Here is a 21,378-nt window from a genome sequence, read left to right on the forward strand (position 1 = left end):
AGAAAACTCTTAATTAGTCTTCTTTTTGTGCTTTATATGCATAAGCATAGTTATAGCCATAACCACCGCTACTCGAGCGTTGAATATCGTTAAGGATAAAGCCATTCACCTTAACACCAGCTTGTTCAAAGCGATTAACTGTTAACTCAAGCTCTTTCATGTGAGACTTAGCATAACGAGCAACAATTAAGTTCACACCTGTGTACTGTGAAATAATAATACCGTCAGTTACTGCAAGCACTGGAGGAGTATCAATAATGATATGGTCATATTGAGTTTGGAACTTCTCTAGTAAGTCTTTGAACTGTGTAGAGCTTAACATTTCTGATGGGTTGGTTGGACTCTTACCACGGGTAATCACGTCGAGATTCGCAACTTGCGTTTTATGTAAAACTTGTGTCAAGTCAGCTTGGCCACTTAGTAATTCAGAAAGACCGGGTTTTACGTCAACATCGAAGTATTTATGCATATAGCCACGACGCATATCAGCATCAATCAATAATACGCGTTTATTTCCTTGTGCAAAAATAGTGGCCAAGTTAGTTGAAATAAAAGATTTACCAACCTCTGGAGACGGGCCAGCAATCATAATAATATTATTTTTTGCTGAGGTTAAAGCGAAGTGAATGGCAGTACGAATACTACGCAAACTTTCAATCGCAATATCATCACTACTTTTAACTGCTAAAATAGGAATACTCTTTTTCTTTTTCAAAATACTCATACGAGTCTCTTGAATAGGAGAGCGAGGTACAGTCGCATAAACTGGCAGATCTAATTCATTTTCAATTTGAGTTGAATCATTAACTCCGCTACGCATCATATTGCGTAATAATGCAATTAATACACCGATAAAACCACCAATAAAAATAGAAAGTATTAGAACAATCAATTTTTTAGGTTTAATCGGTTTAACAGGTTCTACCGCAGTATCAATAATGCGAACATTGCCAATCTCACCCGCATTAGCGATTTTGAGTTGCTGATATGAGTTGAGTAATGATGTATATAACTCAGTATTGACCTTTACATCACGATATAGTTGTAAATATAAACGTTGGGTCTCAGGAAGTTGAGTTAAACGATTATTAAGGTCAGCAATCTTTTTATTAATCTCTGTAATTTGTGCATCAATTTGCAAGATTAATGGATGATCATTAGTATATTTAGCAGAAAGCTCAGCTTGTTTCTGTTGTAACTCAATTTTAAGCTTTTCTAAATCAATATTTTGTTTAAGTAATAATTCAGATTCAGCATTAACATCTACCGTTTTGTACTTTTCACGGAACTGGTTAAATTTGATCTCAGAATCTTCCAACTGTTTTCTAAGTTCTGGTAACTGTTTCTCAAGGAAAGCCAACGTTTGTTTAGATTCTAGAGACTTTCGCTCAATATTTTGTTTATGATAAACATTTAAAACATTATTGAGCACTTGAGTAATATGCTCAGGATCTTGACCTAAATAGCTTAAACCAATAACACCAGTCATTTTACCTTTTTCAGCGACACCGTAAATTGTATTAAACTGGTTTACTGCTGTTGGTAGAGCAAGCTTAGTTAAAGTATAACTATGATCCTTTAGGTTACCTTGAGTATTAAGTTGTACTTGCCAAAGGCCCTTATCTGTATTTAGTATATTTTTCTTGTTTAATAGACCATTAAATACAACTTGATCTTTATAAGTTAGAGTAAATTGATTTACATCTTTAAACTCTAATTTTAAAGGTTTGTCTAAATAATATTCAGGCACACTTAGTTGTTTAACTATTAAGTTATTGTTTTGGTTAGTGTAAATTACAGAATCATGACGATACTCTAGTTTGCTTTGGTCTTGTGAGACAAGTTTACCAATTAAACTAGATTGATTATCTTTAATGCTAATATCAAGGTTAAGATTCTGGATGACCTGCCCTAAAACCATTCTAGAACGAAGAATCTCTATTTCTGGATCAGCTGGTGATTTTTGAGATAGACCTCCACTGGCTTTAGAAAGGTCACCAAGCAAAGCAGCAGAGGCAGCGCCTTTACTGTCCTCAACTTGTACCATTGCATCTACAGAATAAGTATCTGGTGTTATCCGTAAGTATAGCAAGGCACAAATTAAACTTAAGACCACGCAGCACGCTATGATTTTCCACTGTGCAATCAATGAAAAGAATAACTCTTTTAAATCGATGCTATCTTCGCTAGTTTTAGAGTTTTGGTTCATAAATTTACAACTAATATACAATTATAATTGAGTGCGCCAATCTTGCACATAGCTTTGAATGTTGCGGCAAGTCTGATCAAAAAAAGCTTGGTCATGCTGATAGGGGTCAGGGATATTTTGCCCTTGCCAATGGCCAAGCCTAAAAATTTTACCTTTAGCAAAGGGCCATGTTTGCTCAATATGCTTTTGCTGATTATTGCTCATTACCAAAATCAAATCATTTTGTTTAATCAATTCAGCACTGAGCTGACGAGCCACGTGTGGTCTCATATCAATATTCAACTGATCCATACAATGAATAGCTTTATCATCTGCAGTATGACCTACTAGGGCTGAAATACCAGCAGATGAGATGTTTAATGTAGGATGCTGGGCCTTTAAAAAGTACTCTGCCATTGGGCTGCGGCAAATATTACCAACACAGACCACTAAGATGTTTTGTAACTGCATGCTAGTTTTTACCCAATTGATCAAAGGTATAAAGTGCACTTGAGAACGGTACAATCTGGTTCATGATACGCTGCCAGCGTGTTAAACCAGTTGCATCGATATAAACAATATCATTTTTTTGCATTTGAAATTGATTAGATAATGCAAGGTTACCAATACTACTCAAATTGAGTTGATAAATTGTTGATTTTTTTGTTTGTAAATCTGTCCGCATAACATAAATACGCGCAGCACTTGCTGAGTATGGGTTAACGCCTTCACTTTCACCTAATACATCACTCAAAGTCATACCTTGATCTCGTAATGGAATTGCTGAGCTTTTATTAGACTCACCCATAACGTAAAGTTTTTGGTTTTGTTTGGTATTTACATAGATCGTATCATTGGGTTGAACCAATAATTTGTGAAGTGAATAGCCTTGTCTCTCAAGTGCAACAACATTTAAGTTATAAACTTCACCATTACGAATAAGCTGAATATCAGTATTGTCACCAGATTCTTGATTTACACCGCCTGCCATACTGAGGGCTGTATAAATACTGATAGGTTGATCATCTAAGGTATATTGACCACTTTTCATAACCTGACCGTTAACAAAATAACGTTTGGCTTGATAAGATAAAACTCGAACTACAACATCAGGTGTTTTTAAATATTTAGCAAATTGATTACGTAAATATTTATTGGTCTCAGCAAGTGTTTTCCCTGCAATATGAACTTGGCCTACGAGTGGCAATTGAACATTTCCAGCAGAGTCAATTGGATAACCAAATGCTTTAATATCAGTAGAAGCGCCTTGAATAGGGGGAGTAATTTCAGGATATGCCCAAAGTTGAATAGATAAGACATCTCCAGGACTTAAGCGATATTGGTAAAAGGGAGTATTAAACAGAGCACTTACATTTCCCTGTGGACGCAAAGACTCAGAACTAATCTTTGGAATATTGTTTTGGGTAAGTTGGACAACAGAAACTTCTGCTCCTTGAGCTGTTTTAAAGCTCCCTTGTTCGGGTAAGTCGTAAGTTTGTAAGCCTGAGGTGACTGCACATCCTGTAAACGAAAGTGAAATGGCTAAAAATAATAATGTGCTCTGATGCTTCACATTCAAACCCTTTATTGTTTGTAATCCAATGATACTTTGCATGAAGATATTGGATTGTAGTCTATAATTAACCCAAATCATACTTTATTTGCTAAGCGCAGATTGTATATTTCAAGAAATTTTTGTTTAAAGTCTGCTATATTATCGTAGTAGGTCGTATCCATGATGTTTGTCCATTTAGATCTAAATGGTTAGGTTTTATATATGTTTCAACTCGAACAATTAAAAATATCAATTATCGGCTTAGGGTATGTTGGGCTGCCTTTAGCGGCTGAGTTTGGTAAACATAAACCTACGATAGGTTTTGATATAAACCCGCAACGGATACGAGAGTTACAAAGTGGCTATGACCATACATTAGAAGTCACATCAGATGAGCTAAAACAAGTAGAACATCTCTCATACACTGCAGATATCAATGATTTAAAAAATTCAAATTTTTTTATAGTTACTGTACCTACACCAATCGATGACTTTAAACAGCCAGACCTGACCCCGCTTATAAAAGCATCCCAAAGCATTGCTAAAGTTCTAAAAAAAGGCGATATCGTTGTTTATGAGTCAACGGTTTATCCTGGTGCGACAGAAGAGGTATGTATACCTGAATTAGAAAAACATTCGGGTTTAAATTTTAATAAAGATTTCTTTGTTGGTTATAGTCCGGAACGTATTAATCCTGGTGATAAACAACGACGTGTCACTAATATTTTAAAAATTACCTCAGGTTCGACTCCAGAGGTCACTGACTATGTTGATCAAGTATATAACTTAATTATTGAGGCGGGCACACATAAAGCCCCGAGTATCAAAGTTGCTGAGGCTGCTAAAGTCATTGAAAATACACAAAGAGATGTGAATATCGCTTTAATCAATGAATTGGCTCTGATTTTTAATAAAATGGGTATCGATACAGAAGATGTACTCAAGGCAGCAGGTACAAAATGGAATTTTTTAAACTTTAGACCTGGTTTAGTTGGGGGTCATTGTATTGGTGTTGACCCGTATTATTTAACGCATAAAGCAGAGTCAATTGGTTTACATCCAGAAATTATTTTGGCAGCTCGTCGTTTAAATGATCGTATGGGTGAATATGTTGCAACCCAATTGATCAAAGAAATGGTAAAGCAGCGTATACAAGTGGTAGGTGCTCGTATATTAATTTTAGGTTTGAGTTTTAAAGAAAACTGCCCTGATATCCGTAACACCAAAATTGTAGATATGGTGAAAGCACTAAAGGAATACGATTTAGATCTTGATATTTACGATCCTTGGGTGGATAGTGCCGAAGTTGAAGGCGAGTATGGCTTAGCTCCGGTTACGGAATTAAAGCAAGATTATTATGATGCAATAGTTATTGCTGTTGCCCATGATCAGTTTAAAGCAATGTCGAGTCAGGAGCTCATTGCACTAGGCAAAGAGAAACATGTTTTATATGACTTAAAATATGTTTTGGATAAAGAACAAAGTGATATTCGACTGTAAAAATTACTAGTTATTAGCATAGGAATTTTATGAAAATTTTAGTCACTGGTGGTGCAGGTTTTATTGGTTCTGCTGTCATTAGAAATATTATAAAAAATACTCAAGATGAAGTATTAAATATAGATAAATTAACATATGCAGGCAATTTAGAATCATTGTCTGAAATTGATATGGATCCACGATATCAATTTGCACAAGTTGATATTTGTGATAGTGAGCGTTTAACAGAAATTTTTAAAATTTTCCAACCGGATGCTGTGATGCATCTAGCAGCCGAGTCACATGTTGATCGCTCTATTGATGGTCCCGCTGAGTTTATTACAACAAATATTGTGGGCACTTATACATTATTAGAGGTTGCACGTAAGTACTGGCTACAATTAAATGAAGAAAAGAAAGCCTCTTTTAAATTTCATCATATTTCAACAGATGAGGTTTATGGTGATTTAGAAGGTACAACAGATTTATTTACTGAAACAACATCTTATGCGCCAAGTTCGCCGTATTCAGCAAGTAAAGCAAGTTCTGATCATTTAGTTCGTGCTTGGCATAGAACATATGGTTTACCAACGGTAGTAACGAATTGTTCAAACAATTACGGTCCATACCACTTTCCAGAAAAGCTCATTCCATTGGTGATCTTAAATGCGCTGGATGGTAAGGCTTTACCGATTTATGGTAAAGGTGATCAGATCCGTGATTGGTTGTATGTCGAAGATCATGCTAAAGCTTTATATAAAGTTGTGACTGAAGGTAAAGTTGGAGAAACCTATAATATTGGTGGTCATAATGAAAAACAAAATATAGAAGTTGTGAAAACAATTTGTAAAATTTTAGATGAATTAAAACCACAAAATAATCATCAACCTTATGAGACATTAATCACTTTCGTAAAAGATCGTCCAGGACATGATTTACGTTATGCAATTGATGCCTCAAAAATCGCAAAAGATTTAGGCTGGAAGCCTGAGGAAACATTTGAAACAGGTATTAGAAAGACTGTTGAGTGGTATTTAAATAATTTAGAGTGGTGCCGCCGGGTACAAGATGGCAGTTACCAAAGAGAAAGATTAGGTGTAAGTGCATAATGAGTACAAAAGGTATAATTTTAGCAGGTGGTTCTGGGACACGTTTGTATCCGATCACAAAAGGCGTTTCAAAACAGCTGTTACCAATTTACGATAAGCCGATGGTTTATTATCCATTGTCTGTTTTGATGTTGGCTGGTATTCGTGAAGTTCTTATTATTAGTACGCCAGACGATATAGATGGCTTTAAGCGATTATTGGGTGATGGTTCACAATTCGGTGTTGAATTAAGTTATGCGATTCAACCAAGTCCGGATGGTTTAGCTCAAGCATTTATTATTGGCGAAGAGTTTATTGGCGAAAGTAATGTCTGTTTAGTACTTGGCGACAATATTTTCTATGGTCAAGGTTTTACACCAATGCTACGCCAAGCTGTGGCCCGTCAAAAGGGTGCAACCGTATTTGGTTATCAAGTCAAAGATCCTGAACGTTTTGGTGTTGTTGAGTTTGATGAGGAAAAACGAGCAGTATCATTAGAAGAAAAGCCAAAACATCCAAAATCGAATTTTGCGGTTACGGGACTTTATTTTTACGATAATGATGTAGTGAAAATTGCAAAACACGTAAAACCATCAGATCGTGGTGAACTTGAAATTACGACAGTGAACCAGATGTACCTAGACCGTGGTGATCTCAATGTTGAGTTACTTGGACGTGGTTTTGCCTGGTTAGATACAGGAACACATGCAAGCTTACTTGAAGCAGCACAGTTTGTTGAAACTATTGAAAAACGTCAAGGTTATAAAGTGGCTTGTCTTGAAGAAATTGCACTTCATAATGGTTGGTTGACGAAAGCTCAAGTGTTAGAAATCGGCCAAAGCATGAGTAAGAATGATTATGGTCAATATTTGATTTCTTTGGTAACCGAATAACATGAGCCTTGTAAAATTAATTGACTTGCCGAGTTTTGGTGATGAACGAGGTGGTTTAGTTGCGATTGAGTCTAATCAGTCAATTCCTTTTGATGTGAAACGTTTGTATTACATCTTTAATACGTCACAAAAACCGCGTGGCTTTCATGCTCATATTGATTTAAAACAAGTTGCAATATGTTTGAAAGGTAGCTGTAGATTTATTCTGGATAATGGTTCTACTAAAGAAGAAGTTGTTTTAGATAACCCGACCCAAGGTTTGGTTATTGAAGGATTGATCTGGCGTGAAATGCATGATTTTTCAGAAGATTGTGTATTACTAGTTTTAGCAAGTGAACACTTTACAGAGCAAGATTATATTCGAAATTACGATGAGTTTCTGCGTGTAGTAAATCAGCCTTATATTCATCCATTATCCGATGTTAAATCTAAAAATATTGGTCAAAAAACAAAAGTTTGGCAATATAGTGTGATTTTTCCACAAGCGGTTATTGGAGAAAATTGTAATATTTGTGCGCACACTATGATTGAAAATGATGTGCAAATTGGTAATAACGTCACAATTAAATCAGGTGTATATGTATGGGATGGGATTACATTAGAAGATAACGTTTTTGTTGGTCCTAGCGTTACTTTTACAAATGATAAGACTCCCCGTTCAAAGCAATACCCCGATGAGTTTCTAAAAACTATAGTTGAACAAGGTGCAAGTATTGGCGGTAATGCTACCATTTTACCAGGCATAAGAATTGGTCGAAATGCATTAGTTGGTGCAGGCGCAGTAGTAACTAAAGATGTTCCGGAAAATGCAATTGTAGTAGGAAATCCTGCAATTATTAAAGGCTATGTGAAATAATGATTCCTTTCTTAGATTTAAAAAGTATAAATAGTCAATATCGTGCAGAACTCATTGAGGCTTGTACTCGTGTCATAGACTCTGGTTGGTACATAGGTGGAAATGAGCTAGCTCAATTTGAACAAAACTTTGCGGAATATTGTGGAGTAAAATTTGCAATTGGAGTTGCAAATGGTTTAGACGCCTTGATTCTTACGCTTCGAGCATGGAAAGAGTTGGGGAAACTAAATGATGGTGATGAAGTAATCGTCCCATCAAATACATACATTGCAAGTATTTTAGCAATCACTGCAAATAACCTAACTCCAGTTTTAGTTGAACCGGATATTAATACTTATAATATCGATCCAAGCAAGATTGAGGCTGCAATTACTCCAAAAACGAAAGTAATCTTACCTGTTCATTTATATGGGCAATTAGCAGAAATGCCTGCAATCATGGCAATTGCTAATAAATATAATCTACTTGTTTTAGAAGATTCAGCTCAATCACATAGTGCTGAAATTAATGGAATAAAAGCTGGAAACTGGGGAGATGCTTCTGGTTTTAGTTTTTATCCTGGTAAAAATTTAGGTGCATTAGGGGATGCTGGTGCTGTAACCACTAATAATGAAGAACTTGCACAAATGTTACGTGCTCTTCGTAATTATGGTTCTCATGAAAAATATAAAAATTTAGTACCTGGCGTAAATAGTCGTCTTGATGAAATTCAAGCTGCTATGCTAGATATTAAATTAAAATATTTAGATCAAGAAATAGTTCATCGTCGTAAAATTGCGCAATTGTATTTGAAGCATATAGTAAATCCTTTAATCAAATTACCCTTAGCGCAGAAAAATGCTGAAGAGTATCAGCAACACGTTTGGCATTTATTTGTGATTCGTACTGAGCATCGTGAAGCTTTACAAAAGTACTTGGCTGAGCAAGGTGTACAAACTTTAATTCATTATCCTATCCCACCTCATAAGCAACAGGCTTATAAAGAATGGAATGATTTAAGTTATCCTGTATCTGAACAAATTCATGCTGAAGTGATGAGTTTACCTATTGGTCCTACACTAAGCGTGGAAGAGGCTGAGAAAGTAATTCAGATTTGTAATAATTTTAAAGTCTAAAATGAATTTACTAAAAACAAGTGTACTAAATGGCGTGGCTGTTTTAATTAAAACGGCCACGATGTTTATTTTAAATAAGATTTTAGCTATTTACGTTGGTCCAGCTGGTTATGCGGCTATTGGGCAGTTCCAAAATTTTATACAAATGGTGACAACCTTCGCCGGTAGTGCAATTAATACTGCAGTTATTAAATATACGGCTGAGTATTATGAAGATGAAACTAAACAAAGAAATATATGGAAAACAGCGGGAAGTATAGTCTTACTTTTTAGCTTAATTTTCTCGATAATTATATTAATTTTTCAAAAACAACTTTCAATTTATATTTTTCATACTGATCTATATCAAACAGTTTTTGTCTGGTTTGCTGTATTTTTGACATTTTTTACTTTTAATGCGCTTTTTCTAGCTATTTTAAATGGAAAAAAAGAAGTTTTAAGATTAGTTATAGCGAATATTGTAGGTAGTATTTTTTCTTTAGCTATTACTAGCCTTTTGGCAATGAAATATAGTTTATATGGAGCTTTAGTTGCTCTTTCAATTTATCAATCTTTAGCTTTTTTGGTGACATTATTTATATGTTATAAAGCTGAATGGTTTAAGCTAAGTTATTTATTTGGAAAAATAGATAAAGCTATTGCTAAAAAATTTGCGGCTTTTGCTTTAATGGCATTAGTCAGCGCTATATGTGTTCCTATTTCCCAAATGGCTATTCGTAGTTATTTAACATATGAATATGGGTTAACTTATGCTGGATATTGGGAGGCAATGATTCGTTTAAGTGCAGCATACCTTATGTTAGTTACGACGACATTAGGAGTATATTATTTACCAAGACTTTCTGAGTTGTCAGAAATTGAAGAAATAAAAAAAGAAATTTACTTAGGATATAAATTTATATTTCCAGTGGCTGCTATAGGCGGAATTTTTGTTTATTTTCTTCGGGATTGGATCATTATCTTATTATTTACTAAAACATTTATGCCTATGCGAGATTTGTTTTTTTGGCAAATGATAGGAGACTCTCTAAAAATTGGTAGTTGGATACTTGCATATCTAATGTTAAGTAAAGCAATGACAAAACTATTTATAACTACTGAAATTATATTTGCACTTACCTCAATATTATTAACTTATATCTGTACTCAAATTTTTGGTTTTAAAGGGGTGTCTATTGCTCATCTAGTTAATTATGGAATGTACTGGATTATAGTCGGTTATTTTATATTTAGAGTTTTAAATAATAAAGGTTTGAATAATGAGTGAAATAAAAGCCCCTTTAGTATCTATTGTTATTCCATGTTATAACCATATGGATTATGTGCAGGACTGTATTCAAAGCATAATTGATCAGACTTATCAAAATATTGAACTTATTATTATTGATGACGGTTCAAAAGATGAATCTGTTTTAAAGATAAAGGAAATGTTAAAAAAATGCGAGAACCGATTTTCTCGTTTTGAATTCAGACATCGGCCAAATAAAGGACTAAGCGCCACATTAAATGAGGCATTGGAGTGGTGTCAGGGAGAGTATTTTGCGACATTAGCTTCAGATGATAAAATTTTTAACTATAAAATAATGAAGCAGGTCAATTATTTAGAAGATAATAAAGACTTTATTGCAATGTTTGGCGCTGTTGAGTTGATTGATGAAAATAATAAGAGGGTTGGTGAAATTAGACAACCCGATAAAATATTTACCTTTAATGATTTAATATATACTGATCGATTTTTGCCTGCCCCAACTCAAATGATTCGTTTAGATGCCCTAAAAAGAGTGGGTGGATTTATAGATGGCATGATCATTGAAGATTGGTATATATACTTAAAACTTTTAGAAACTGGTAATAAGATTCTATATAAAGATGAATTATATTCATATTATAGAACACATCAAGGTAATACCTTTTCTAATCCCTATAAAATGGCAATAGGGCGTTTGCAAGTTTTAAATGAATTTAAACAACATGAATTATTTAAAAAAGCATATATAAAGGTTTGTTGGGATAATGCATTTGAAACACTAATATTGGACTTTAAGCTTTCAATAACTGTATTGTTGGCTAGACTTTTTCATAAATTTAAAATGATTGTTAATAAAGTATTTGGAAGTAGATGATATGAAAAAGATTTGCTTTTTAATAGGTGATATAAATCATTCTGGTGGAACAGAAAGAGTGACCACATTAATTGCCAATAATCTTATTGAAAAATATAAAGTACATATATTGTCTTTATCAGGCGGTGATAATCCTTTTTTTGAACAAAATAAAGCAATCATTAATAATAGACTTTTTCCAGAAAAAGTTTCAATGAAGACAAATTTTTTTAAAACAGTCTATAAAATTAGAAAATATATAAATGATAATAAAATAGATACATTAATCGTCGTGGATAGTATAAGTTGTGTTTTTAGTGTGCCTGCTTGTGTTGGATTAAATATTAAACACATTTGTTGGGAACATTTTAATTTAAAAGTTAATTTAGGTTCTTCATTTAGAACTTTAGGGCGCTGGATGGCTGCAAAATGGTGTGACAAAATTGTTACCCTAACTAATAGGGATAAAGATTTCTGGATTAAAAATTTCAAGTTAGAAAAAGAAAAAAAAGTTATTGCGATTGCCAATCCTAGCCCTTATCAACTGCAAGATAATCAGCCCAGTTTAGATAGTAAAACTATTTTATGTGTAGGGCGTTTAACATATCAAAAAGGATTTGATCTCCTTATTCCTGCTTGGGCTGAAATTGAAAAAGCTTTAGTTGGTTGGAAAATTGTGATTGTTGGAACTGGAGAAGATGAAGATGATCTAAAACAAATGGCTAAAAATTACAATGTTGAATGTTCTATTGATTTTGTAGGACAGCAAAAAAATATGAGTCAGTTTTATAATAAAGCTTCTTTTTTTTGTATGAGCTCAAGATTTGAAGGGCTCCCTATGGTTTTGTTAGAAGCTAGAAGTTATAACTTGCCTATAGTTTCTTTTGATTGTGATACTGGTCCAGCAGAAGTGATAGAAGATGGGAAAGATGGCTTTTTAGCACAAGCTGATAATTTACATGATTTTAGCCAAAAAATTTTAAAAATGGCTAAAATGGACGAAAATACTTTTTTGAATTTTGTAGAAAGTTCGAAAAGTACTTCGAATCGTTTTGAAATTCAAAATATCATTAATTTATGGATTGAGTTAGTAAGCCAATGATCCAGTTAAAACGAGAGCCTAGCATATTTTTCTTATGTGCTTTATTTTTTTGCTTTACGTTAGATGTACAAGCTCCTCTTGCCTTTTATGGAACGCAGTTTATTGGATTATCAATTTTAACCTTGTGTCGATTTTATATTTATCCTTATATAAGATTAGATATTATTAAAATTTTAATTTTATCTATAGTTCTCTTAGAACTTCTTTGTTTTTTTCAATATTTATATATTCAGCAAACAATTCTAATACTTGTATATCAAAAAGTAATTTTCCTTATAGCCGTTGCTTTATTAATGTATGATTATATTATTAAGGCAAATATAGATACTTTAAGAAAATCTATCGCATTTTATATTTGTTTTTTATCATTTATAGTGATTACACAATTTTCTGCTTTTTATTTTTTAGGTGTAGATCGTAGTTTATTAGATTTTGGTATTTTATTAGGCGGAGAGGAATCTCGAACATGGTATGTTGGAGATTGGATGTATAGACCAACTGGTATAACATCTGAACCAGCAGTTTTTGTTGGAGTTCAATTTGGGTTATTAACTTTACAGTATTTTGTTGATAAAAATGCTAAATTTTCCAGAGTATTAGGTATTCTGTCTTTGACACTTTCCATGTCATTTCTGGGTTTAATTTTATCAGCTTTATATCTTCTTATTATTTATTCAAAAAATATTAAAAACTATATTTTTGGTGGAATTGCAATTTTTGTTTTTTATTTATTTAGTTTTGAAATGATTAATGAAAGAATTCAGCGTTTTAATGATGGAGATGATGGAAGTAATAATGTAAAGTTACAAGCTATACAATATTTTTTTTCAGACTTTAATATGATTGTTGGTGGATATGGATTTCTTTTTCCATCAAAAAATTCACCTCAATTTTACGACGCATTATTGGATTTAACTTTTTATTTAAATACTATAACAGTATTTGGAGTTTTAATCGGCTCTTTTATTCTTATTTTATTTGTTTATTTATTATTTAGGTCAAACACAACAATTAAAGAGAAGTTGTTGATTTGTTTGTCATTGATAAAGCTGTCTAATCCTTCTGTATTGTTTTTTGCATGTTTTGCACTACTTTGTTTTTCAATTTTAAATAAGAGAAATTTTTTAAAATGAAAATCTTATATTTAATTACAGGTCTTGGCGGGGGGGGGGCTGAAAAAGTAGTAGCTGACCTTGCTGATCAAATGCATTCGCGAGGGCATCATGTAAAAATAGCTTATTTAAAAGGTGAAGCTATTGTTAAGCCGCAGTCTGCTAACATTGAATTAATTTGTTTGGAATTAAATAAAATAACACAGTTTGGTAGTGCTTTTAAAAATTTTAAAACTATTATTGAAAATTTTAAACCTGACGTTGTGCATGCACATATGGTACATGCAAATATATTTGCGAGATTAGCTCGTAAATATATATCTTTTCCTCGTTTAATTTGCACTGCTCATAGTAATAATGAGGGTGGGCGCTTAAGAATGCTTGCATATAGGTTAACACATGGTTTAGCAGATATGACTACAAATGTAAGTCGACAGGCATGTGAAAGCTTTGAAAGTTTTAGAGCTGTTCCTAAAGGCGCTATTTTTACTGTTTACAATGGTATTGATCTTAAAAAATTTAATTACTCAGAACAGGTTCGTATTCGAACTAGAAAATTATTAAAAATAGAAGACCATACATTAATGTTTCTAGCGGTAGGACGTTTTCATGAAGCTAAAAACTATCCTTTATTAATTAATGCTTTTGAAGAGTTTGTATATACTATTTCTAATACGAAAGATAGTATTGCTGCTAAATTATATATTGCTGGTGATGGAGAACTCCGTTCCGTTATTGAGGAGTTAATTGCTAAATATCGACTCGAGGAAAAAGTTATTTTGCTAGGCCGTAGAGATGATATTCCTGCTTTAATGTGTGCATCAGATTATTTTGTTCTATCATCCGCTTATGAAGGTTTTGGGCTAGTAGTTGCTGAAGCAATGGCTTGCAATAACTTTGTAATCGCAACCGACTGCGGTGGTGTGTCTGAAGTGATGGGTGGAACGGGTTTATTAGTTAGTTCTCAAGAAAAAGATAAACTAGCAAGTGCATTTTTAACTGCAAGTCAATTAAGTGGAGAGGAGATAACTCAAAATAATATTCAAGCAATGAAGTATATTAATGAAAAATTTAATCTCGATAATATCGTAAATCAGTGGTTAAGTATTTATGCAAAATAAAAAAATCGCTCTTATTGGTACCACTGGCTCAAGTTTCTATGGATTTCGCGCTGATTTAATACGATCTCTCGTAGCTAATGGCCATCAAGTATATGCTTTCACTTCTGAATATACAGAGGACTGTTTAGAAAGAATTAAAGCCTTAGGTGCTGAACCTGTTACTTATCAATTAAGTCGGGGAGGGTTAAACCCTTTTGCTGATATTATATCCACATATCAACTCACTCATAAAATAAAAAAAATTAAGCCAGATATCGTTTTTTCATATTTTGCCAAACCTGTGATTTATGGGACATTGGCTGCAAGCTTTGCAAAGGTTCCCCATATTGTTGGTATGCTTGAAGGGCTCGGATACACTTTTACAGCACAACCGGAAGGTCAAAGCGGTAAAACGAAACTTATTCGTAATATTCAGGTTTTATTATATCGTTTAGCCTTCCCAAGATTGGATGATATGATTTTTTTAAATCCTGATGATGAAAAAGATCTTATACATACATATACTCTACCAGTCAAAAAGGTACATATTCTGGGTGGTATTGGTTTAAACTTGAAAGATTACAGTTATAGTCCTGCTCCAGTAGATCCTGTAAATTTTTTATTTATTGGCCGTTTGTTGAAAGAAAAAGGTATATTTGAATTTATTGATGCAATTAAAATCGTAAAACATAAATTTCCTAACACAAAATTTACAATATTGGGTGGTTTAGACTCGCAGAATATGGGAGCATTGTCGAAGTCTCAGCTAGATGAACTGATCGCAGAGGGTTTGTTTGAATATCCTGGTCATGTCTCTAATGTAAAAGACTGGATTGCTAACTCGAGTGTATTTGTACTTCCATCTTATAGAGAAGGCGTACCAAGAAGTACACAAGAAGCTATGGCTATAGGACGTCCTGTTATTACAACAGATGTTCCAGGATGTAGAGAAACGGTAGTTGATGGTGTGAATGGCTTTATAGTTCCTTGTTGGGATGCCGAGGCTCTAGCAGAAAAAATGTGCTTTTTTATCGAGACACCAACTCAAATAAATCCTATGGGGCTAGAAAGTATGAAAATGGCCCATAAAAAGTTTGATGCTGAAAAAGTAAATAATAGATTATTCGAAATCATGGGTTTAAATAGTTCTTATGAAAAGATTGGTTGATATTTTCATTGCTACAATAGCCTTACTCCTTCTATCTCCTATTTTTTTAATAGTGGGTTATAAGGTGAGAAAAAATTTAGGTTCACCTATTTTCTTTCTTCAAGAAAGACCAGGCAAAGACGGCAAAATTTTTAAAATGATTAAGTTCCGTTCAATGAAAGATGCTTTAGATAAGAATGGAAATCTTTTGCCTGATGAGGAAAGAATCACGCCATTTGGGCAGAAATTGCGCTCTACTACTCTAGATGAAATGCCCCAGCTTATTAATGTTTTAAAAGGTGACATGAGTATTGTTGGACCACGACCTCAACTTGCTGATTTTATGAAACATTATACTCCAAGACAGATGCGTCGTCATGAAGTTAGACCTGGGATGACAGGCTTGGCTCAAGTAAGTGGACGGAATAATTTAAGCTGGGAAGAGAAATTCGAATTAGATGTTGAATATGTTGAGAATCATAATATCTGGTTAGATTTTAAGATTATGGTAAAAACAGTTCTGGTTATGTTGAAAAAAGAAGGTATTAACGCACCAGATCAGTTAGTGGGGGCAAGTCGTTTTTCTGGTTCTCCAAAAAAAGATGAAGTACAGTATTAATTGTTAGTTAAATAAAGTTAGCCGCATGATTAAAAAAGCAGTTCTACCAGTGGCCGGTTTAGGTACACGTTTTTTACCCGCAAGTAAGTCTATTCCGAAAGAAATGGTTACTGTTGTTGATCGTCCTGCTATTGAGTATGTGGTGCGTGAAGCGGTTGAAGCAGGAATTGAACAAATTATTTTGGTGACCCATTCTTCAAAGTCTTCTATCGAAAATTATTTTGATCGAAACTTTGAATTAGAAACAATATTAAATGAAAAGAAGAAATTGGATTTGCTTGCAGAGATTACGCAAATTGTTCCTTCTCATGTGAGTGTTGTGAGTGTACGACAACCTCAACCTCTAGGCTTAGGGCATGCTGTTTTATGTGCGAAAAGTGTAGTAGGACAAGATGATTTTGCTGTGCTATTACCAGATGTATTGGTGAAAGATAGTTCGGGGCAGAATGATTTATCGCGTATGATTTCTCGTTATGATGAAAGTAACGCGGCACAGATAATGGTAGAAGCGGTGCCTGATCACTTGGTAGATCAATATGGTATTGTTGATGTTGCACAAAGTCCAAATGAAGGCGAAAGCATTGCTATGCAGGGTATTGTTGAAAAACCTGCTGTAGGTTCTGCACCGTCTAATTTATCTGTTGTTGGTCGCTACGTTTTACCTGCAAGAATTATGCAACTACTTGAAAACACACCGAAAGGTGCGGGTAATGAAATTCAACTAACAGATGCAATTGCGATGCTGCAACAAACTGATATGGTTGAAGCCTATCGTATGCAGGGACAAACCTTTGACTGTGGTAGTAAGCTTGGTTATTTAAAAGCTGTTCTACACTATGGTATTGAACATCCTAAATTAGGAAATGATTTTAAACAGTTGATTCAAGAACTTAAATTATAAAATTTTGTAGCTCAACTTAAGCATTTGTAAAAATTAATGAATATGTGAGCTTTTCAATATATTCTCTTCCTGATACGGGAAGAGAATTCTATGGAATATTAAAATCAGGTGTACAATGAAAATCGCGGTATTTGGAACCACCTTACACGCTGGTGTAATGGCAGCGTTATTAGCTGAATATGGTAATCAGATCTATTGGTGTACAAGTGTCACCTGTGAAGAAAATATATCTGTACTTTCATATCAGGATCAAGAAGTTAATCATTATTTAAACAAACAAAGAAAGTCAGGTTTTTTAACCGAAAGTCCTTTTTCTCAAATTCCTTTAGATATTGAAGTTTATTTATTTTGTTTTAGCCCTACACAAATAGACCTTGCCTTAAAAACGGTTGAGAAGTTAAGCGAGCGTCCAATTGTTCATCCAAGGTTAATGGTTAATGGTTCAACTTTTGGTTTACATGGTACATCTAAATTAAAACAACATTTGCCTAAAGATGAATGGGTCTATTTTCCTGACGTGATTCAGGAGGGTAATGCAATTAATAGTGTACTCAATGTAAAACATGTCATTGTTGGTGTTGAATCAAGCTATGCTCAAGACACGATGCAAGAATTACTACGACCATTCTTCCGTTTTAGCTATCAATATTTATTTATGCCGATTTTAGATGCCGAATTTACCAAACTCAGTATTTCAGGCATGTTGGCAACTCGCATTAGCTACATGAATGATCTTGCTCTAGTTGCTGAAAAGTTGGGCATTGATATTGCCAATATAAAACATGGACTTGCTGCTGATACTCGTATTGGCGCAGCATACTTATCTGCAGGGGTGGGTTTTGGTGGTGAAAATTTTTCACATGATATTTTAACACTCTCAAGTACAGTTTCTGAAACAGGTGTAAAAAGTCAACTTTTAGAACAAGTTTGGGCGATTAACGAACAACAAAAAGAAATTTTATTCCGTAAATTATGGAACTATTATCATTGTGACTTGAGTGGAAAAACTGTTGCAATTTGGGGAGCTTCATTTAAAGAGAATACTCCAAGTACACATAACTCACCTATTCATATTTTATTGGCTGCTTTATGGGCGCAAGGTGTAAAGGTTCGGCTACATGATCCACAAGCTATTAATGAAATTGCATCTTTATATGGTAGCCGAGAAGATCTGATTTTATGCGCTGATCAATATGAAGCAGCACAAGGAGCACATGCTTTATGCTTAGTCACGGCATGGAAGCAGTATTGGAGTCCTGACTTTAAACAATTACAACAATTGATGCAGCATCCCCTTATTTTGGATGGGCGTAATATTTATGATCCAGCATATGTGAAATCTAAAGGTTTTGCTTATGAAGGAGTAGGTCGATTATGAGTAAATCTATCGAGAAGTTTCCCAAAGAGCTAGTTTCCCCTATCGCGCAGCTTCATTCTTTGGTTGAGAAAAATTCAAATTTACATATAAAAGAATTATTTGCATCAGAGCCCGATCGATTTCAGCAATATTCTGTAAAGTTCGATCAACTGGTTTTTGATTATAGTAAACACCGTGTGACTAAAAGTGTGTTAGAGCAATTGGTGGCTTTAGCAAAAACTAAACAATTGACTCACTGGATTGAACGATTATTTTCTCAAGATAAAGTCAACTGTACCGAACAGCGTGCTGCAATGCATTGGGCTTTACGTTTACCATTAGAATATTCTAAATTTCCGGAATTAACTGAAAAGGTCCATAGCCAATTGCAGCGTATGTATGCGTTGGTTGAAAAAATCCATGCTGGACAATACCGTGGCGCCACAGGTGAAGTCATTCAAGATGTCGTTAATATTGGGGTAGGGGGATCTGATTTAGGGCCTCAAATGGTGACCCATGCATTATCGGATTTTAAAGTAAAAACAGCTAAACCACTCAATGTTCATTTCGTATCAACAATGGATGGTAGTCAGTTATCGGAATTGCTTCATCAACTGCGTCCAGAAACAACTTTATTTATTATTTCTTCGAAGTCATTTGGCACTATTGATACTTTATCCAATGCACAAACTGTTCGACAGTGGCTTGAGAAAGCGTTAGGGAAACACGAACGGGTGGTAAAAAGCCATTTTATTGGTGTTTCTACAAAAGCTAACAAAATGTCAGAGTGGGGGATTGCTCCTGAAAATCAATTATTACTTTGGGATTGGGTTGGTGGACGTTATTCTCTTTGGTCGTGTATTGGGTTACCTATTGCCTTGTCAGTTGGGGTGGAGGGTTTTCAGCAGCTTTTAGCTGGTGCTCATGCCGTTGATGAGCATTTCCAAAATACAAATTTTGAGCAGAACATACCTGTGCTTATGGCATTATTAGGTGTCTGGAATAATAACTTTTTAAATATTCAGACCCATGCTGTATTACCTTATGATGGCCGGTTAAAATATTTCGCTGCCTATTTACAGCAGCTTGAAATGGAGTCTAATGGTAAATCGGTACAACGTGGTGGACAAAAAGTTGAATTAGATACTTGTCCAATTGTATGGGGTGAAGTTGGACCAAATGCTCAACATGCCTTTTATCAGTTACTCCATCAAGGAACTCAGGCAGTAAGTTGTGATTTTATTGCCCCTATACAACGTTACAATGCAGATCATTTTACTTATGTAGAAAATGCTGAAGCATTAGTTGAGCAACATCATCTTGCGCTTTCAAACTGTTTAGCACAATCACGTTTATTGGCTTTTGGTAACGAAGCTCTAGATACAAAAGAACTGGAGAGTTTGCCTATTTATAAGCAATACGAAGGAAACCAACCAAGTTCAACGTTACTTTTAAAAGAGCTTAATCCTTATAGTTTAGGGATGTTGATTGCTTTATATGAGCATAAAGTATTTGTTCAGTCTGTAATCTGGAATATTAACCCGTTTGATCAGTGGGGAGTGGAAAAAGGTAAACAGATTGCTGACCAATTACTCCCAATTTTAAATGGTGTTCAAAACGATCTTTCAACACTCGATGCCTCAACGCGTGGATTGATTAAAATTTTATTAGGAAAAATAGATGGCTAAAATTCTGGTTACTGGCGGTGCTGGTTATATTGGTTCACACACTTGTGTAGAGCTTTTAAATGCAGGCCATGAAGTTATTGTTTTTGACAATCTTTCAAACAGTTCAGAAGAGTCTTTAAACAGAGTTCAGGAGATCGCTCAAAGAAGTTTAACTTTTGTTGAAGGCGATATTCGGAATGCGAATGAATTAGATCGCGTTTTTGAAGATTATACAATTGATGCAGTAATTCATTTCGCAGGTCTAAAAGCAGTTGGTGAAAGCCAGGAAAAACCGCTTATTTATTTTGATAATAATATTGCCGGTAGTATTCAGCTTGTTAAATCAATGGAGAAAGCTAGTGTCTATACACTTGTGTTTAGCTCATCTGCGACAGTATATGATGAGGCAAATACTTCTCCACTAAATGAAGAAATGCCTACAGGTATGCCAAGTAATAATTATGGTTATACCAAATTGATTGTTGAGCAATTATTACAAAAATTGTCTGTTTCTAATTCTAAATGGTCAATTGCTTTACTTCGTTATTTTAACCCGGTAGGTGCCCATAAAAGTGGACGTATTGGTGAAGATCCACAAGGTATTCCAAATAATTTAATGCCTTACGTTACACAAGTTGCTGTTGGTCGCCGTGAAAAACTTTGTATTTATGGTAATGATTACGATACAGTAGATGGTACTGGTGTACGTGATTATATCCATGTTGTTGACTTAGCTAATGCACATTTATGCGCTCTCAATAACCGATTACAAGCAACAGGGTGCCGTGCATGGAATATTGGAACGGGTAATGGCTCATCAGTATTACAGGTTAAAAATACCTTTGAACAGGTCAATGGCGTATCTGTTGCTTTCGAATTCGCACCACGCCGAGCAGGTGATGTAGCAACTTCTTTTGCAGATAATGCCCGTGCTGTTGCTGAGTTGAGTTGGCAACCACAATATGGTTTGGAAGATATGTTAAAAGATAGTTGGAATTGGCAGAAGCATAATCCAACGGGTTATAAAAATTGATTATTTAATTTTTCTAAATATCAATTACCTACCTTTCTTGAATTGAGATAAAGCTCTTTTCTAA

At 34.4% G+C, this 21,378-nt stretch carries 19 protein-coding genes; 16 read left to right on the forward strand and 3 right to left on the reverse strand.

The window, feature by feature from the left end; genetic code table 11:
- Nucleotides 1–13: 13 nt before the first annotated feature.
- Genes RMA95_RS06975 through RMA95_RS06985 form a run of 3 tightly spaced genes read right to left on the reverse strand, consistent with a single transcriptional unit; the run spans nucleotide 14 to nucleotide 3,803 of the window.
- A complete protein-coding gene (locus RMA95_RS06975; protein ID WP_311069984.1) occupies nucleotides 14–2,209 on the reverse strand; it encodes a polysaccharide biosynthesis tyrosine autokinase in 2,196 nt (731 codons plus the stop codon).
- 21 nt (nucleotides 2,210–2,230) lie between these two features.
- Nucleotides 2,231–2,659 (reverse strand): low molecular weight protein-tyrosine-phosphatase, encoded by a 429-nt coding sequence (locus RMA95_RS06980; protein ID WP_002050525.1) that lies wholly within the window; start codon nucleotides 2,657–2,659, stop codon nucleotides 2,231–2,233.
- A 1-nt stretch (nucleotide 2,660) separates the two neighbouring features.
- Entirely contained in the window at nucleotides 2,661–3,803 is a 1,143-nt protein-coding gene (locus tag RMA95_RS06985; protein WP_311069985.1) for a polysaccharide biosynthesis/export family protein, read from the reverse strand.
- Between the two features lie 162 nt (nucleotides 3,804–3,965).
- Between RMA95_RS06985 and tviB the strand changes: the two genes are divergently transcribed.
- From tviB to galE, 16 genes are all read left to right on the forward strand, one after another.
- Nucleotides 3,966–5,243: a Vi polysaccharide biosynthesis UDP-N-acetylglucosamine C-6 dehydrogenase TviB gene (tviB, locus tag RMA95_RS06990; RefSeq protein WP_311069986.1), complete on the forward strand. Its 1,278-nt coding sequence runs from the start codon at nucleotides 3,966–3,968 to the stop codon at nucleotides 5,241–5,243.
- Between the two features lie 29 nt (nucleotides 5,244–5,272).
- Complete coding sequence (gene rfbB, locus RMA95_RS06995; RefSeq protein WP_100192177.1) at nucleotides 5,273–6,331, forward strand: dTDP-glucose 4,6-dehydratase; 1,059 nt, start codon at nucleotides 5,273–5,275, stop codon at nucleotides 6,329–6,331.
- On the forward strand, nucleotides 6,331–7,203 hold the full coding sequence (rfbA, locus tag RMA95_RS07000) for a glucose-1-phosphate thymidylyltransferase RfbA (protein ID WP_086398840.1): 873 nt from the start codon (nucleotides 6,331–6,333) through the stop codon (nucleotides 7,201–7,203). The genes rfbB and rfbA overlap by 1 nt, the downstream gene beginning before the upstream one ends.
- 1 nt (nucleotide 7,204) lies before the next feature.
- Entirely contained in the window at nucleotides 7,205–8,059 is an 855-nt protein-coding gene (locus RMA95_RS07005) for a WxcM-like domain-containing protein (protein ID WP_080754087.1), read from the forward strand.
- On the forward strand, nucleotides 8,059–9,174 hold the full coding sequence (locus RMA95_RS07010; protein ID WP_311069987.1) for a DegT/DnrJ/EryC1/StrS family aminotransferase: 1,116 nt from the start codon (nucleotides 8,059–8,061) through the stop codon (nucleotides 9,172–9,174). The genes RMA95_RS07005 and RMA95_RS07010 overlap by 1 nt, the downstream gene beginning before the upstream one ends.
- 1 nt (nucleotide 9,175) lies before the next feature.
- Nucleotides 9,176–10,441 (forward strand): O-antigen translocase, encoded by a 1,266-nt coding sequence (locus tag RMA95_RS07015; protein ID WP_261479818.1) that lies wholly within the window; start codon nucleotides 9,176–9,178, stop codon nucleotides 10,439–10,441.
- Nucleotides 10,434–11,297, forward strand: a complete 864-nt coding sequence (locus RMA95_RS07020; RefSeq protein ID WP_261479817.1) for a glycosyltransferase — start codon at nucleotides 10,434–10,436, stop codon at nucleotides 11,295–11,297. The genes RMA95_RS07015 and RMA95_RS07020 overlap by 8 nt, the downstream gene beginning before the upstream one ends.
- 1 nt (nucleotide 11,298) lies before the next feature.
- Nucleotides 11,299–12,378, forward strand: a complete 1,080-nt coding sequence (locus RMA95_RS07025; RefSeq protein ID WP_196256122.1) for a glycosyltransferase family 4 protein — start codon at nucleotides 11,299–11,301, stop codon at nucleotides 12,376–12,378.
- A complete protein-coding gene (locus RMA95_RS07030; RefSeq protein ID WP_261479813.1) occupies nucleotides 12,375–13,511 on the forward strand; it encodes a hypothetical protein in 1,137 nt (378 codons plus the stop codon). The genes RMA95_RS07025 and RMA95_RS07030 overlap by 4 nt, the downstream gene beginning before the upstream one ends.
- Nucleotides 13,508–14,611, forward strand: a complete 1,104-nt coding sequence (locus RMA95_RS07035; protein WP_311069988.1) for a glycosyltransferase — start codon at nucleotides 13,508–13,510, stop codon at nucleotides 14,609–14,611. The genes RMA95_RS07030 and RMA95_RS07035 overlap by 4 nt, the downstream gene beginning before the upstream one ends.
- Entirely contained in the window at nucleotides 14,601–15,758 is a 1,158-nt protein-coding gene (locus RMA95_RS07040) for a glycosyltransferase family 4 protein (RefSeq protein WP_311069989.1), read from the forward strand. Before RMA95_RS07035 ends, RMA95_RS07040 begins: the two co-directional genes overlap by 11 nt.
- Nucleotides 15,742–16,356 (forward strand): sugar transferase, encoded by a 615-nt coding sequence (locus RMA95_RS07045; protein ID WP_000826952.1) that lies wholly within the window; start codon nucleotides 15,742–15,744, stop codon nucleotides 16,354–16,356. Before RMA95_RS07040 ends, RMA95_RS07045 begins: the two co-directional genes overlap by 17 nt.
- 25 nt (nucleotides 16,357–16,381) lie before the next feature.
- Nucleotides 16,382–17,257, forward strand: a complete 876-nt coding sequence (galU, locus tag RMA95_RS07050; protein WP_311069990.1) for a UTP--glucose-1-phosphate uridylyltransferase GalU — start codon at nucleotides 16,382–16,384, stop codon at nucleotides 17,255–17,257.
- A 115-nt stretch (nucleotides 17,258–17,372) separates the two neighbouring features.
- Nucleotides 17,373–18,635 carry a nucleotide sugar dehydrogenase gene (locus RMA95_RS07055; protein WP_311069991.1) on the forward strand — a complete coding sequence of 421 codons (1,263 nt, stop codon included), beginning with the start codon at nucleotides 17,373–17,375 and terminating at the stop codon, nucleotides 18,633–18,635.
- Nucleotides 18,632–20,302, forward strand: a complete 1,671-nt coding sequence (pgi, locus tag RMA95_RS07060; protein WP_311069992.1) for a glucose-6-phosphate isomerase — start codon at nucleotides 18,632–18,634, stop codon at nucleotides 20,300–20,302. The genes RMA95_RS07055 and pgi overlap by 4 nt, the downstream gene beginning before the upstream one ends.
- Nucleotides 20,295–21,314, forward strand: coding sequence for a UDP-glucose 4-epimerase GalE (gene galE, locus RMA95_RS07065; protein ID WP_311069993.1), 1,020 nt, complete (start codon nucleotides 20,295–20,297; stop codon nucleotides 21,312–21,314). The genes pgi and galE overlap by 8 nt, the downstream gene beginning before the upstream one ends.
- Nucleotides 21,315–21,378 lie beyond the last annotated feature (64 nt).

The sequence above is a fragment of the Acinetobacter sp. V110_1 genome, from assembly GCF_031798975.1.
GTDB classification, from domain to species: Bacteria; Pseudomonadota; Gammaproteobacteria; order Pseudomonadales; family Moraxellaceae; genus Acinetobacter; species Acinetobacter nosocomialis_A.

Coding starts and splice junctions, on each gene's coding strand:
- RMA95_RS06975 (WP_311069984.1), bottom strand. CDS start 2,209: ATGAACCAAAACTCTAAAACTAGCGAAGATAGCATCGATTTAAAAGAG.
- RMA95_RS06980 (WP_002050525.1), bottom strand. CDS start 2,659: ATGCAGTTACAAAACATCTTAGTGGTCTGTGTTGGTAATATTTGCCGC.
- RMA95_RS06985 (WP_311069985.1), bottom strand. CDS start 3,803: ATGCAAAGTATCATTGGATTACAAACAATAAAGGGTTTGAATGTGAAG.
- tviB (WP_311069986.1), top strand. CDS start 3,966: ATGTTTCAACTCGAACAATTAAAAATATCAATTATCGGCTTAGGGTAT.
- rfbB (WP_100192177.1), top strand. CDS start 5,273: ATGAAAATTTTAGTCACTGGTGGTGCAGGTTTTATTGGTTCTGCTGTC.
- rfbA (WP_086398840.1), top strand. CDS start 6,331: ATGAGTACAAAAGGTATAATTTTAGCAGGTGGTTCTGGGACACGTTTG.
- RMA95_RS07005 (WP_080754087.1), top strand. CDS start 7,205: ATGAGCCTTGTAAAATTAATTGACTTGCCGAGTTTTGGTGATGAACGA.
- RMA95_RS07010 (WP_311069987.1), top strand. CDS start 8,059: ATGATTCCTTTCTTAGATTTAAAAAGTATAAATAGTCAATATCGTGCA.
- RMA95_RS07015 (WP_261479818.1), top strand. CDS start 9,176: ATGAATTTACTAAAAACAAGTGTACTAAATGGCGTGGCTGTTTTAATT.
- RMA95_RS07020 (WP_261479817.1), top strand. CDS start 10,434: ATGAGTGAAATAAAAGCCCCTTTAGTATCTATTGTTATTCCATGTTAT.
- RMA95_RS07025 (WP_196256122.1), top strand. CDS start 11,299: ATGAAAAAGATTTGCTTTTTAATAGGTGATATAAATCATTCTGGTGGA.
- RMA95_RS07030 (WP_261479813.1), top strand. CDS start 12,375: ATGATCCAGTTAAAACGAGAGCCTAGCATATTTTTCTTATGTGCTTTA.
- RMA95_RS07035 (WP_311069988.1), top strand. CDS start 13,508: ATGAAAATCTTATATTTAATTACAGGTCTTGGCGGGGGGGGGGCTGAA.
- RMA95_RS07040 (WP_311069989.1), top strand. CDS start 14,601: ATGCAAAATAAAAAAATCGCTCTTATTGGTACCACTGGCTCAAGTTTC.
- RMA95_RS07045 (WP_000826952.1), top strand. CDS start 15,742: ATGAAAAGATTGGTTGATATTTTCATTGCTACAATAGCCTTACTCCTT.
- galU (WP_311069990.1), top strand. CDS start 16,382: ATGATTAAAAAAGCAGTTCTACCAGTGGCCGGTTTAGGTACACGTTTT.
- RMA95_RS07055 (WP_311069991.1), top strand. CDS start 17,373: ATGAAAATCGCGGTATTTGGAACCACCTTACACGCTGGTGTAATGGCA.
- pgi (WP_311069992.1), top strand. CDS start 18,632: ATGAGTAAATCTATCGAGAAGTTTCCCAAAGAGCTAGTTTCCCCTATC.
- galE (WP_311069993.1), top strand. CDS start 20,295: ATGGCTAAAATTCTGGTTACTGGCGGTGCTGGTTATATTGGTTCACAC.